Origin of the sequence: Kitasatospora sp. MBT63, assembly GCF_000710465.2 — a bacterium.
Classification (GTDB): domain Bacteria; phylum Actinomycetota; class Actinomycetes; order Streptomycetales; family Streptomycetaceae; genus Kitasatospora.
Genome location: NZ_JAIZ01000681.1, coordinates 344 through 12,548 on the forward strand (window position 1 = coordinate 344; position 12,205 = coordinate 12,548).

Consider the following 12,205-nt stretch of genomic DNA (forward strand, 5'->3'; position numbering starts at 1 on the left):
CCGCCCGAGTCGAGGAACTGGGACAGCGGCAGGGTGGCCGCGCCGACCGTGACGGCGTCCGGGCCGAGCCGGCCGAGTTCGATCGAGGTCTGCGCCCGCGGGAAGCGCAGCGCGTACGCGGTGGCGGCGTCCCGGACGGCGGGAAGCAGCCGCGGGCCGAGCATCAGGCCCGCCCAGCCGCCGATCACGATCCGCTCCGGGTTGAACAGGTTGACCAGGTCGGCGATGGCCGCGCCGAGGTACTCGGCGGCCTCGTCCAGCAGCTCGACGGCGGCGTCCTCGCCGGACTCGGCGGCGGCCAGCAGCGCGGCCAGCCCCGCCTTCTCGCTGCTCCCGGCCGGTGCGGCGCCCCACCTCTCGACCAGCGCCTCCGCGCCGACGTAGGCCTCCAGGCAGCCGCGCGAACCGCACCGGCACAGCCGCCCGCCCACGTGCACCTTGGTGTGGCCCCACTCGCCGGCACTGCTGGTGGCGCCGCGGAAGCGGGCGCCGTCGGCGATCACGCAGGCGCCGACGCCGGAGCCGAACAGCGCCACCACCGCGTGGAGCGCACCCTGGCCCGCACCGAACCACATCTCGGCCTGGCCGAGCGTCTTGGCGCCGTTGTCGACGAACAGCGGCAGGTCGGTGCCGGCCCGCAGCAGCCGGCCGAGCGGCACGGCGTCCCAGTCGACGGTCTGGCTGTGCACCACGATGCCGAGCCCGTGCTCGGCCGCCGCGCCCTGCTCGACGATGCCGGGCACCCCCACGCCGACGCCGAGCACGGTCTGCGGGTCGGTGCCGGTACGGGCCAGTACCTCGGCGAGTCCGGTGAGGATCAGCTCGACCACGTGGTCGACGTCGTGGCCCTTGTCGGACAGTGGGTGGTCGCTGGCGGCGAGTTCGGTCAGGGCCAGGTCGAACAGGGCGACCCGGACCTGGGTCTCACCGACGTCGACGCCGACCAGGTGGGCCCGCCCCGGGGTCACCTGGAGCAGGATCCGCGGCCGTCCGCCGTCCGACTCCACCGAGCCGCACTCCTCGACCAGCCCGTCGGCGAGCAGTTCGCCGGTCACGTTGCTGACCGAGCCGGCGCTCAGGCCGGTGATCCGCCCCAACTCCTGGCGGCTGAGCGGCCCGTCGAAGTACAGCCGGCGCAGCAGCGTGGATCTGCTGCCCCGCCGCAGGTCACGTACGGTCTGCTTGCCTCGAAGCGTCATGGACTCTCCCTCCTGGGCTGAATCTATCGCTGCGCGAAGTCTTGACGCCAGCTTTTCTCACACGTTAAATCACGCCTTGAAGTAAGCCGCTGGGCTTCGTACTTCACCCCCCACCACGCCACCCCGCCCGAGAGGGGCAACGGTCATGCGCATCAACCGCCTCGCCGCCGCCACCGCATTTGCCGCCACGCTCGCCCTGACCGTCGGCGCCTGCGGCGGGGGCTCCAGCAGCTCCGGTGGCGGCGACAACAGCAGCCCCAAGACTCTCACGTACTGGGCCTCCAACCAGGGCACCAGCCTGGAGAACGACAAGCAGGTCCTGGAGCCGGAACTGAGAAAGTTCGAGCAGCAGACCGGCATCAAGGTGAAGCTGGAGGTGGTGCCCTGGTCCGACCTGCTGAACCGGATCCTCGCCGCCACCGCCTCCGGTCAGGGCCCCGACGTGCTGAACATCGGCAACACCTGGTCCGCCTCGCTCCAGGCCACCGGCGCACTGCTGCCCTTCGACGACGCCACCTTCGCCAAGATCGGCGGCAAGGACCGCTTCCTGCCCGCCACCATCGCCTCGGCCGGCGCCGCCGGCAAGGACCCGGCCGCCGTCCCGCTCTACTCCATGGCCTACGGCCTCTACTACAACAAGAAGGCCTTCGCCGCGGCCGGCATCGCGAACCCGCCCGCCACCTGGGACGAACTGGTCGCCGACGGCCAGAAGCTCACCAAGGACGGCAAGTACGGGCTCGCCATCGAGGGCGGCAACGTCTCCGAGAACGTCCACCACGCCTTCGCGCTCGGACAGCAGCACGGCACCGGCTGGTTCGACGCCGCCGGCAGGCCCGCCTTCGACAGCCCCGAGGCGGTCGGCGCCGTCAAGCAGTACGTCGACTTCATCGCCAAGGACAAGATCGCCGCCCCCGGCAACGCCGAGTACGCCAACAACCAGTCCGTCACCGACTTCGCCACCGGCAAGGCCGCGATGCTGATGTGGCAGTCCGCCGGCGCCAACCTCACGTCGCACGGCATGAACCCGGACGACTTCGCGGTCGCCCCGATCCCCGTCCCGGCCGGCGCCACCGGCACCAAGGCCACCACCTCGATGGTGGCCGGCATCAACCTGGCCGTCTTCAGGAACACCAAGAACCTGGACGGCGCCCTGCAGTTCGTGAAGTTCATGACCGGCGACGACGAGCAGAAGCAGCTCAACAAGACCTACGGCTCCATCCCGCCGGTCAAGGCCGCCCAGGCCGACCCCGCCTTCGCCACCCCGGAGCTCAAGGCGCTCTCCGACGTCCTCGCCACCAGCGCCCGGCCGCTGCCCCAGGTCGCGAACGAGAGCCAGTTCGAGACCCTGGTCGGCACCGCCGTGAAGAACCTGCTCGCCGGGGCCGCCGCCGGGAAGCCGGTCACCGACGACACCGTCAAGGCCGAACTCACCAAGGCCCAGCAGCAGATGCCGGCCAACTGACGTGATCCGCAAGCGACTCGGCCGCACCGGCCTGCCCTACCTGCTCCTGCTCCCCGCCCTCGCGCTGGAGCTGCTGATCCACCTGGTGCCGATGGTGGTCGGCATCGTGATGAGCGCCAAACAGCTCACCCAGTTCTTCATCCGGGACTGGTCCGCCGCACCCTGGGCCGGCCTCGGGAACTACCGGGTGGCGGTGGACTTCAGCGCGCCGATCGGCCGGTCGCTGCTCAACTCGTTCTGGGTGACCTGCGCCTTCACCGTGCTGTCGGTCGGCCTGTCCTGGCTGATCGGCACCGCGGCGGCGATCTTCATGCAGGACGCCTTCAAGGGCCGGGGGCTGCTGCGCGCGGCCTTCCTGCTCCCGTACGCGCTGCCGGTGTACGCCGCCGTGATCACCTGGTCGTTCATGTTCCAGCGCGACACCGGCCTGGTCAACCACCTGCTGCACGACCAGCTCCACCTCACCTCCGGCCGGCCGTTCTGGCTGATCGGCGACAACAGCTTCACCGCGCTGGTCACCGTCTCGGTCTGGAAGTCCTGGCCGTTCGCCTTCCTCACCCTGACGGCCGGCCTGCAGAACATCCCGCGCGAGCTCTACGAGGCCGCCGCGATGGACGGCGCCGGCGTGTGGCAGCAGATCCGCCGGATCACCCTGCCCTCGCTGCGCCCGGTCAACCTGGTCCTGGTCCTGGTGCTGTTCCTGTGGACCTTCAACGACTTCAACACGCCCTACGTGCTGTTCGGCAAGTCGGCGCCGCAGGCCGCGGACCTCATCTCCATCCACATCTACCAGTCCTCCTTCGTCACCTGGAACTTCGGCTCCGGCTCGGCCATGTCCGTCCTGCTGCTGCTCTTCCTGCTGCTGGTGACGGCCGGCTACCTGTTCGCCACCTCGCGCCGGAAGGGTGCCGATGATTGACCCGCCCGCCTCCTACCGGTGGACCCGCCGGATCGCGCTCACCGTCCTGCTGGCCTTCACCCTCACCCCGGTACTGGTGATGCTCAGCTCCTCGCTGAAGCCGCTGCAGGACGTGCAGGGACCGTTCCGCGGGATCCCCAGCACCATCACCCTCCGGCCGTACGCCGACATCTGGAAGACCGTCCCGCTGGGCCGCTACTTCGTCAACTCGCTGATCGTCTCGGGCGGCGCCACCGTCTGCTCGGTGCTGATCGCGATCCTCGCCGCGTACGCCGTCAGCCGCTACCGCTTCCGGGGGCGGCGGCTGTTCACCGTCACGGTGCTCTCCACCCAGATGTTCCCCGGGATCCTGTTCCTGCTGCCGCTGTTCCTGCTCTTCGTGAACATCGGCAACTCCACCGGCGTCGCCCTCTACGGCAGCCGCGGCGGACTGATCCTCACCTACCTCACCTTCTCGCTGCCGTTCTCGATCTGGATGCTGGCCGGGTACTTCGACTCCATCCCGCGCGACCTCGACGAGGCCGCCGCCGTGGACGGCTGCGGCCCGCTGCGGACCCTGGTGCGGATCGTCATCCCCGCCGCCGTCCCCGGCATCGTCGCGGTCGCCGTGTACGCCTTCATGACCGCCTGGGGCGAGGTGCTGTTCGCCTCCGTGATGACCAACGACGAGACCCGCACCCTCGCCGTCGGCCTCCAGGGCTACGCCACCCAGACCGACGTGTACTGGAACCAGGTGATGGCCGCCTCCCTGGTGGTCAGCGTCCCGGTGGTGGCCGGCTTCCTGCTGCTGCAGCGCTTCCTGGTCGCCGGGCTGACCGCCGGCGCCGTCAAGTGATCCTCCGTCGGACAACCCTCCCCGAAAGGCATGTCGTGAACGACCTCAGTGCTCTCCCGGACGGATTCGTCTGGGGCGCGGCCACCGCCGCGTACCAGATCGAGGGGTCCGTGGCCGCTGACGGCCGCGCACCCTCCATCTGGGACACCTTCTCCCACACCCCGGGGAAGGTCGCCGGCGGCGACACCGGCGACACCGCCTGCGACCACTACCGCCGCTGGCCCGAGGACCTCGCCCTGATGAAGCAACTCGGCCTGGACGCCTACCGGTTCTCCATCGCCTGGCCCCGGGTGGTGCCGCACGCCGACGGCCGGGTCAACGAGGCCGGCCTCGGCTTCTACGACCGGCTGGTGGACGCCCTGCTGGAAGCCGGCATCACCCCCTTCCCCACCCTCTACCACTGGGACCTCCCGCAGGCCCAGCAGGACCGCGGCGGCTGGCCCGAACGCGACACCGCGCTGCGCTTCGGCGAGTACGCCGAGACCGTCGCGGAGCGCCTCGGCGACCGGGTCACCCACTGGGCCACCCTCAACGAACCGCTCTGCTCCGCCTGGATCGGTCACCTCGACGGCGACATGGCCCCCGGGTGGCAGGACCTGACCGCCGCCGTCCGCGCCTCCTACCACCTGCACCTCGGCCACGGCCTCGCGGTACGGGCGCTGCGGGAGCACGTGCCCGGCGCCCGGATCGGCATCGTCAACAACCTCTCCACCATCCGGCCCGGCAGCGACCGCCCGGCCGACCACGAGGCCGCCCGCCGGGCCGACGGCCACATCAACCGCTGGTGGCTCGACCCGGTGCTCGGCCGCGGCTACCCGCAGGACATGGTCGACCTCTACGGCGTGGAACTCCCGGTCCAGGACGGGGACATGGAGCTGATCTCGGCCCCGCTGGACTGGCTCGGCCTGAACTACTACTTCCGCCAGATCGTCGCCGACGACCCCACCGGCCCGGCCCCGTACTTCCGCCAGCTGCCCGGCCCCGGCCCCGAACACACCGCGATGCCCTGGGAGGTGCATGCCCCCGGCATCGAGGAGCTGCTGCTGCGGCTGACCGAGGAGTACGGCGCCCGGCAGCTCTACGTCACCGAGAACGGCGCCGCCTACCGCGACACCGTCGCCCCCGACGGCACCGTCCACGACCCGGAGCGGACCGCCTACCTGGAGCGGCACCTCGCCGCCTGCGCCTCCGCCGCCGCCCAAGGAGCCCCGCTGGCCGGCTACTTCGCCTGGTCGCTGCTGGACAACTTCGAGTGGGCCTACGGCTACGGCAAGCGCTTCGGCCTGGTCCGGGTCGACTACGAGACCCAGCAGCGCACCGTCAAGACCAGCGGCCACCGGTACGCGGAGCTGATCCGCACGCACCGGGCCCGCTGAGCCCGCCCCTTTCCGGACCACCCCCGAGCGGGCCCGGCGGCGCCGGCCGCCGGGCCCCGCGGCATGCCGGACCCCCTGACCGGCCTCAGCAGGCCGACCGCGGGATCCGGCGCTCCCAGTCGCGTTCGAACAGCACGTCGCCGCCATCCAGCGCCCGCAGCCGGTTGCGGGTGACGAAGTGCGTGGCATCGCAGCGGATCTCCGCACGGAGCTGCACAGTGGCGTCCCAGCCGATCTCCGGGCGCTCCAGCCGGACCGTCAGATCGGTCCTGGCCTGCGCGCTGAGCGGGTCGTCGGCACGGATCCGGTACGCCTCCACGGTGTGCTCCGCGACGACCAGGCCGTCGGGCAGGGTGTACGGTCCGGCCGGTCCCGGCGAGGCCTCCAGCCGCCACTCGCCGGCCGCGACGTCGTGCACCAGCAGCCGCTCGGGCCTGGCGGTGAGCGGCTCGGACACCCGCACGGCGAGCGGGGCCGCCTGCTCGGGCGCCTCGAAGGCGACCGGCGGGCTGCCCGCGTCGGCGGCCAGGTGGCGGACCGGCAGGGTGAGCACGCTGCCGCCGGGGTCGACCTCGAAACCGGCCGCGTCCGGCTGCGGCCACACCCACGGCCAGTACGCGGAGGACAGCGCCAGCCGGATCCGGTGGCCGGCCGGGAAGTCGTGCGCGATGCCGGCCAGGTCGAACTCCACCTCCTCGACCGCGCCCGGCTCCCAGTCCACCACCCGTTCGGTGCCGTGCCGGGCGGACAGCCCGAGCACCCCCCGGGTGACCAGCGCGGACGAGCCGTCCGGCGCCACGTCGCAGAGCCGGGCGGCGACCTGCCCGCGCCGGGTGTCGCAGCGCAGCCGCAGCCGTACGCCGGGCCGGCCGAGCAGCTCGACCGGTTCGGGCAGCGGCGCGGAGTCGAAGCAGACCGACCTGCCGTCCTCCTCCCGCTGGTCCGGCGGCAGGTCGGCGCCGCCACCGGCGGGCACCTGGCGTCCGGCGTCCACCCCGGTGTGCTGCGGCGAGCGGACCCGCACGAAGCGGTCGGCGGAGGCGGTCCCGGCGCCCCGCAGCGCACCGTCGAGACCGTAGCGGACCTCCCGGACGTCGGGGGAGGGCCAGCCGTCCTCGCCCACCCAGCGGCCGGGCCGGTTGGCGTACGCGGCGGCCGGCGGCACCGACTCGTTCATCCAGCTGCGCAGCGCGGGTCCGTCTGCGGTGCCGCTGCCGGTGTCGGTACCGCTGCCGGAACCGCTGTCGCTGCCGGGGCCGTGCAGCCACCGGTCCCACCAGCGCAGGGTCTCCTGGAGGAAGCCGATGGCGGGGCCCGGTGGCAGCCCCTGGTCGGGGTACTGCCGCGGCCACGGGCCGATGATGCCGCGGGTGGGCGCGTCCAGTTGCTCGACCAGCCGCAGTACGGCGTCCCGGTGCGGGTCGGCCCAGCCGCCGACAGCCAGGACGGCGGCGGTGATCGCGTGGTGGCGGTCGCGGATGCCGCCGTCCCGCCAGTAGGCGTCCCGGCTCTGGTGGGCGAGCCGCCGGTGGACCACCGGTTCCAGGGCGTCCAGGCGCTCCAGCCACAGCTGCCGCCAGCGGTCGCCGACGTAGCGGGGGTCCGGTGGGCGGGCGGCCGAGGCCAGGTCGGCGCAGGTGCGGTTCTGCAGGCCGGTCGCCAGCAGCGTTCCGCCCAGGTAGTGGGCGTCCTCGTGGTCCTCGTCGCCGGCGCAGACCGCGACCACGGCCCGGAGCGGGGCCGGGTCGAGCGCGGCGACCCGCAGCGCGGTGCGGCCGCCGCGCCCGAGGCCGAACATGCCGACCCGGCCGCTGCACCAGGCCTGCCCGGCCAGCCACTCCACCACGGCGACGCCGTCGGCCGCCTCCGTCCCGGTCTGCTCGTCCTCGGGCAGGCCCTCGGAGTTCCCGTGGCCGCGGGCGTCGACCCGGACACCGGCGTAGCCGTGGCCCGCGTACCAGGGGTGCCGCTCGGCGTCCCGCGCGGCGGTCCGGTCGGTCAGCCCGTACGGCAGGTACTCCAGCAGGGCCGGTACCGGCCGCTCGGTGACGGGCCGCCAGATCCGGCCGAACAGCAGGGTGCCGTCGGGCAGCGGGATGTGTACGTCCTCGCGGGTGGTCGGGTACGGGTACGAGGTGGGGTGCCGCATGGTGCCTGCTCCCTGGGCGTGGGTGGTGGTGCGGGGTGGCTGCCGGCGGTCGCCGAATTCCGACAATAGTGGACATCTCGGCGTCGTTCCGGTCAGCGGCCCTCCGCGCCCCGCCGCCCGGGGCGGGTCAGAGCCAGCCCCTGTGGGCGGCCTTGATACCTGCCTCGAAGCGGCTGCTGGCGCCCAGGCGCTCCATGATCGAGGACATGTGGCGGCCGACCGTCCGCGACGAGATGCCGAGGCGCTGGCCCGCGGCGTCGTCGGTGAGACCGGAGCTCAGCAGGCGCAGGAGCTCGCGTTCGGTGGGCGTGAGGCTGGTCCGGGGGTCTTCGGGGCTGGCGGCGCCGAGCGGGACGGCCGTGTTCCAGGCCTGCTCGAAGAGGTCGAGCAGAGCGGCGAGGATCCCGGGCTCGGTGACGTAGAGGGCGCCTTGGCGGTTGTCGGCGGGATCGATGGGGACCAGGGCCTGGGCGCGGTCCACGATGACCAGCCGCTGGGGGGTCGCGGGGATGGTGCGGACCTCGCTGCCCCGGCTGAGGAGCCAGTGGGCGTAGGCGGTGACGTGGGGCTGGTTGCGGACCGCGCTCTGGTAGAGGGTGCGCATCGTGATCCCGCGCCCGAGCGCCTCGGTGTCGGCCGGGCGGCTCGCGAGGAGGTCCTCGGGGCGCTGGTTCCCGGGCTGGCTGCTGAGGATCTCGGTGGTGGCGCAGTGGCCCATCCGTTCGAGGCGATGGTGGATGGCGTCGATGCCGAGCAGGCGTTCGCCGTGGTTCGTCCGGTGCGAAGCGCGTTCGGCGACCATGCGCGAGACGGCGGCCCGGGAGGTCGCCAGCTGGGCCTGGCGTGCGGCGAGGTCGGCCTCCTGGCCGGCGAGGATGCCGGCCAGGCCGATCTCGGGGCTGACCGCGCGCATCTGCCCCGGGCACTCGGCGGAGACGCGTACGAGGGTGAGCTGGGACAACTCGTCGAGGTGGTCGTGCGCCTGGGTCGAGGTCAGGCCGCAGCGGGCGGCGAGCTCGTCCAGGCCGTCCCGGGATGGTCGAGCATCGCCTGGTACAGCCCTGCGACCGCGGCGGTCAGTCCCAGTACCTCGAGCATCCGTCCCCCTGGTTCACCGGCCCTGTCGGGCCTGCGATCGTCTCGCCGCATTCAAACAGGCCTTCGATCGATTGCTCAAGATCGTTTTTGGCCGTTCAGGCCGTCCCGTGCGCATGTGCGCAGGTGGGGTCATGGGTCGCCGGGCCGTCGGAGGTGTCCACGGCCTGACGTGTCCATGAACCCATGTCCGTCTCCGGACAGTCCGGTTGGCGCCATCCGGAACGTCTTCCGGTGCCTGCGGCGAGCGGGAAAGCTGTACCTCGCCGCCAGGGGGACGAACCCGGGGCGGCGGCCGGACGCAGCGCCAACCGCGGGGCGCCCCACCGGTACCGAACTGCCACACCATCAGCACCACGAGCGAAGGACCACCACCATGTTCCGCGCCCGTATCGTCCAGGCCGCCGCGGTCGCCTCCGTCGCCGTCGCCGCGATCGTCCTCGCGCCCTCCGTCGCCACGGCCGCGACCCAGGCCGGTGCCCCCGTCGTCCGGACGGTGTCCCAGGACAGCCTCGGCTGGGGCGGCTGAGCCGGCCGTGGAGGCCGCCTACGCCAGCCTGATCCACCGACGGTCCGGCGAGCCCGTCCCGTCGGACGAACGGGCCGAGATCGTGGACGTCCTGTGGGCCCACGCGCTGTCCGACGACGGACTCCAGCACGTCAGTGCGCGCCCCGCCCCCGGGCGGATCGACCTCCTGCTCTACTTCCTCGGCCGCTCCTGCGCCGGTGACCCCGACGCCGTCGAGCGGGCCCACGCCCTGATCTCCCGGAGCCACCGCGCCTCGCCCTGGCTCAACCGGCGCTACCTGCCACCCGAGCCGCTCGCGCCGCGCGAGACTGCCGCCGCCTGCTGAACGGGTGGCGGCCGTCCGGCCCGCCGCCATCGAGTGGACCGCCGCCGCTCCTCCGCCGTACCCGGGCCCCGGCCACCCGCTCCCGCGTCGAGCGTGCGGCGCTGTTCCCCCGCGACGGTCCGCGCCGACCCGTGCCGCCGGGCGGTCCGCGTCGACCGACGCACCAACTCTCCCCGCGCCTCCCGTGCGCGTTCCAGCCGAACCGTCCTCCCGAAGGGGCCACCATGTCCATGTCTCGTCGCACGACCACGGCCGCCGGCGCCGCCGCCCTGCTGCTCGGCTCCGGACTGGGTCTCCTGTCCGCTCCGTCGGCCCAGGCGGCCACCGGCAGCGACATCGCCGCCACCGCGGCGGGGCAGGTCGGCAACAACGCCTGCGGCAACGGAGGCGCCGGCTACTACGCGTCCGGCACCGGCCAGACCTCGAGCTGCTCCGGCGGCACCACCGCCCACGCCTGGTGCGCCGACTTCGCCGGCTGGGTCTGGGCACAGAACGGCGCGAAGAACCTGGGCGTGCTGAACAACCTCGCCAACAGCTTCCAGACCTACGCCAACAACAACCAGGGCGGACTGTCCTCCACCCCGCACGTCGGTGACGCGGTGTTCTTCCACCCGAGCGGCTACAGCTCCTCCTTCACCGAGGACGACCACGTGGCGATCGTGGTCGCGGTCAACGGAAACGGGACGATCGACTACGTCGGCGGCAACCAGGGCGGAGCGCCCGGGAAGGTCTCCCGGAACAACGGCATGCCCGGGACGGTCGGCGCCTACGAATGGACCGTCAACGGCACCGCCGTCCATCTCGCGGGCTACGCCGCTCCGGTACTGAGCAACTCCGCCCCGACGGCGCCCAACACCAAGCCGGCGCTGGGCAACAAGGGTTCGATCATTGCCTCGGACGGCAATCAGGTGACGTTCACGCGTGATGCGGGTTCGGGGCATCTGCAGGTCACGTACCTGCCGGTGGGTGGGGGCTGGGCGACGGCGGATCTGACGGGGATGACGGGCGGGGCCGCCGCGGGTGGTGGTGCTCCGGCGGCGTTCCTGCAGGCCAACGGCACGCTCGGGGTGGTGACGGCGGACGCGGCCAACGGGCACCTGCGGGTGACCTACCAGCCGTCGGGCGGTGGCTGGCAGACCACCGATCTGACCAGCAGCTTCGGCGCTCCGGTCAGCGACGGTGATGTGAGCACCCAGGTCGATGCGTCCGGCACGCTGTCGATCTTCAGCCGTAACTCCCTGAACGGTCACGTCAATCTGACCTACCTGCCGACCAGTGGCGGCTGGCAGAACTTCGATCTGACGGACAACGTGGGGGCGGCGGTCTCCGGTGGTGGTGCTCCGGTGGCGTTCCTGCAGGCCAACGGCACGCTCGGGGTGGTGACGGCGGACGCGGCCAACGGGCACCTGCGGATCACCTACAAGCCGGCCGCCGGTGCCTGGCAGACCAGTGACCTGACCGGCAGCTTCGGCGCCGCCACCTCGGACGGCAACGTCAGCTCGGTGCTCGGCAACGACGGCACCCTCGCCCTCTACAGCCGCAACGCCGGCAACGGCCACCTCAACCTGACCTACCTCCCGAACGGCGGCGCCTGGGCCACCACCGACCTGGCCTACCAGGCAGGCACCCCCGCCATGTGACGGGAGACCCAGGGCGGCGGGCCCCGCATCCGATGCGGAGCCCGCCGCCCCGGGTTTCCCCGGTCGGGAGGTCGACCTGCGGAACTACGCCTTGCTGAGCCAGGCGGTGGCGTTGAGGGCGAGGGCCGCGTCGGTGCCGGCGGGGTCGTCCCAGCCGTTGTAGAGGGTGTTGCCGCTCTGGCCGGTGCCGTCGTCGGCGGGTGAGCTGTCGCCCCAGATGGCCACCCGGCCGGCGCCGAAGGTGCTGGTGACGAAGAAGGCGCCGGTGGTGCCGCTGTAGCCGGTGCGGTACAGCAGGCCCTTGACGGCGGGGTTGTCGGCGGGCCTGAGGGTGAAGGTGGTGCCGTTGCGCAGGATCGAGCCGGTGACGGTGCCGAACGGGCCGTGCAGGACGGGGTCGGCGGCGTCGGTGACGGCGCGCGGGTTGTCGGTGGTGATGTTGAGCAGGTCGACGGAGAAGCCGAACGGGTCGGTGTCGTCGACGCCGTTGCCGGTCAGCAGATCGTTGATGATCTTCGGCGAGTCCCAGCCGTCGCTGTTGCGGTCGCTGTTGACGTGGTCGGAGACCAGGAACAGCCCGCCGCCGTTCTGCACGAACCGCATGATCGCGGTCTTCTCCGCCGCGCTGAATCTGGTGTTCGGCTCGGGCAGCACGAAGGTGTCGAAGTTGGCGAGG

General features: G+C 72.5%; 10 protein-coding genes and 1 pseudogene. 7 read left to right on the plus strand and 4 right to left on the minus strand.

Annotated elements, in window-relative coordinates; translation table 11 throughout:
- The coding region (locus tag AA75_RS35780; protein WP_033824572.1) for an ROK family transcriptional regulator at positions 1 to 1,199 on the minus strand (1,199 nt) is incomplete at its 3' end.
- Positions 1,200 to 1,344: 145 nt separating this feature from the next.
- Between AA75_RS35780 and AA75_RS35785 the strand changes: the two genes are divergently transcribed.
- The 4 genes from AA75_RS35785 to AA75_RS35800 are packed head-to-tail and all read left to right on the plus strand — an operon-like array spanning position 1,345 to position 5,791.
- Positions 1,345 to 2,661 carry a sugar ABC transporter substrate-binding protein gene (locus AA75_RS35785; RefSeq protein WP_033824565.1) on the plus strand — a complete coding sequence of 439 codons (1,317 nt, stop codon included), beginning with the start codon at positions 1,345 to 1,347 and terminating at the stop codon, positions 2,659 to 2,661.
- 1 nt (position 2,662) lies between these two features.
- Positions 2,663 to 3,580 (plus strand): carbohydrate ABC transporter permease, encoded by a 918-nt coding sequence (locus AA75_RS35790; RefSeq protein WP_082527077.1) that lies wholly within the window; start codon positions 2,663 to 2,665, stop codon positions 3,578 to 3,580.
- The gene (locus AA75_RS35795) at positions 3,573 to 4,415 is read left to right on the plus strand and encodes a carbohydrate ABC transporter permease (protein WP_033824566.1); all 843 of its coding nucleotides are present in this window, start codon (positions 3,573 to 3,575) and stop codon (positions 4,413 to 4,415) included. Before AA75_RS35790 ends, AA75_RS35795 begins: the two co-directional genes overlap by 8 nt.
- A 35-nt stretch (positions 4,416 to 4,450) precedes the next feature.
- On the plus strand, positions 4,451 to 5,791 hold the full coding sequence (locus AA75_RS35800) for a GH1 family beta-glucosidase (RefSeq protein ID WP_033824567.1): 1,341 nt from the start codon (positions 4,451 to 4,453) through the stop codon (positions 5,789 to 5,791).
- An 85-nt stretch (positions 5,792 to 5,876) separates the two neighbouring features.
- Here the strand turns inward: AA75_RS35800 and AA75_RS35805 are convergent, their stop codons facing one another.
- Both AA75_RS35805 and AA75_RS35810 read right to left on the minus strand, forming a co-directional pair.
- A complete protein-coding gene (locus AA75_RS35805) occupies positions 5,877 to 7,940 on the minus strand; it encodes a CocE/NonD family hydrolase (RefSeq protein WP_033824568.1) in 2,064 nt (687 codons plus the stop codon).
- A gap of 127 nt (positions 7,941 to 8,067) precedes the next feature.
- Positions 8,068 to 8,901 (minus strand): helix-turn-helix transcriptional regulator, encoded by an 834-nt coding sequence (locus AA75_RS35810; protein WP_233289332.1) that lies wholly within the window; start codon positions 8,899 to 8,901, stop codon positions 8,068 to 8,070.
- Positions 8,902 to 9,411: 510 nt separating this feature from the next.
- Between AA75_RS35810 and AA75_RS50225 the strand changes: the two genes are divergently transcribed.
- The 3 genes from AA75_RS50225 to AA75_RS35820 all read left to right on the plus strand — a co-directional run bounded on the left by AA75_RS50225 (position 9,412) and on the right by AA75_RS35820 (position 11,529).
- Positions 9,412 to 9,564: a hypothetical protein gene (locus AA75_RS50225; protein ID WP_158515620.1), complete on the plus strand. Its 153-nt coding sequence runs from the start codon at positions 9,412 to 9,414 to the stop codon at positions 9,562 to 9,564.
- A 7-nt stretch (positions 9,565 to 9,571) separates the two neighbouring features.
- Complete coding sequence (locus AA75_RS35815; protein WP_033824569.1) at positions 9,572 to 9,889, plus strand: hypothetical protein; 318 nt, start codon at positions 9,572 to 9,574, stop codon at positions 9,887 to 9,889.
- A 224-nt stretch (positions 9,890 to 10,113) separates the two neighbouring features.
- Positions 10,114 to 11,529 carry a CHAP domain-containing protein gene (locus AA75_RS35820; RefSeq protein WP_033824570.1) on the plus strand — a complete coding sequence of 472 codons (1,416 nt, stop codon included), beginning with the start codon at positions 10,114 to 10,116 and terminating at the stop codon, positions 11,527 to 11,529.
- A 93-nt stretch (positions 11,530 to 11,622) separates the two neighbouring features.
- On the opposite strand, the pseudogene AA75_RS35825 reads toward AA75_RS35820, so the two are convergent.
- A pseudogene (locus AA75_RS35825) lies at positions 11,623 to 12,205 on the minus strand (hydrolase); the annotation flags it as partial.

Coding starts and splice junctions, on each gene's coding strand:
- AA75_RS35785 (WP_033824565.1), top strand. CDS start 1,345: ATGCGCATCAACCGCCTCGCCGCCGCCACCGCATTTGCCGCCACGCTC.
- AA75_RS35795 (WP_033824566.1), top strand. CDS start 3,573: ATGATTGACCCGCCCGCCTCCTACCGGTGGACCCGCCGGATCGCGCTC.
- AA75_RS35805 (WP_033824568.1), bottom strand. CDS start 7,940: ATGCGGCACCCCACCTCGTACCCGTACCCGACCACCCGCGAGGACGTA.
- AA75_RS50225 (WP_158515620.1), top strand. CDS start 9,412: ATGTTCCGCGCCCGTATCGTCCAGGCCGCCGCGGTCGCCTCCGTCGCC.
- AA75_RS35820 (WP_033824570.1), top strand. CDS start 10,114: ATGTCCATGTCTCGTCGCACGACCACGGCCGCCGGCGCCGCCGCCCTG.